Consider the following 266-nt stretch of genomic DNA (forward strand, 5'->3'; position numbering starts at 1 on the left):
GTTGTTGCCGAGCTGGGGCTGGAACTTGACGGACGGGGCAATATTATCAGAAATGATGCGTATGAGACTAATGTGCCGGGGGTTTTCGCCTGTGGTGACGCTGGCCGCGGGCAGTCCCTCGTGGTGTGGGCCATCGCGGAGGGACGCGCAGCTGCTCACGGTGTTGATGCGTATCTCAAAGGATCACCGTCGGTGCTACCGAAGCCGGTAAAACCGTCGGATCGTCAGATGACGGTGTAGTCCCGAGGTGATCTCTTAGGCTCGAC

General features: G+C 59.0%; 1 protein-coding gene. It reads left to right on the forward strand.

The genetic code is table 11. From position 1 onward, the window contains the following. On the forward strand, window positions 1-240 hold a 240-nt coding region (locus ACTHRY_RS11090), incomplete at its 5' end, for an FAD-dependent oxidoreductase (RefSeq protein WP_440374260.1). Between the last annotated feature and the right edge of the window lie 26 nt (window positions 241-266).

Origin of the sequence: Neisseria sp. P0004.S004, from assembly GCF_051963335.1 — a bacterium.
Classification (GTDB): Bacteria; Pseudomonadota; Gammaproteobacteria; order Burkholderiales; family Neisseriaceae; genus Neisseria.